The sequence below is a fragment of the Sphingomonas sp. 2378 genome (assembly GCF_038084995.1).
GTDB lineage: Bacteria > Pseudomonadota > Alphaproteobacteria > Sphingomonadales > Sphingomonadaceae > Sphingomonas.
Window position 1 is genome coordinate 1 of sequence record NZ_JAXCMJ010000164.1, and the last position, 244, is coordinate 244.

Genomic DNA, 244 nt, shown 5'->3' on the forward strand with positions numbered 1-244 from the left:
CGGCCTCGCCTCACTTTCAAAGCCGACACCTTCACGGCATCGATTTTAAAAACCCATTCACAATGTCAAAGATGAGGTGCGCTTGCGCACCTCGTAACCGCTGCTCGCGCAGCGGAACTGGTGTCTTCATCTCTAGGTATATGCAGGATGGTGGAGCCTATCGGGATCGAACCGATGACCTGATGCTTGCAAAGCAACCGCTCTCCCAGCTGAGCTAAGGCCCCATGCGCCAGCGATGAGAGAC

1 tRNA gene is annotated in these 244 nt (G+C 55.3%); it reads right to left on the minus strand.

The annotated features are described in order from the left end of the window. Nucleotides 1–148 precede the first annotated feature (148 nt). Nucleotides 149–224 (minus strand) — tRNA-Ala (locus SM191_RS19760). Between the last annotated feature and the right edge of the window lie 20 nt (nucleotides 225–244).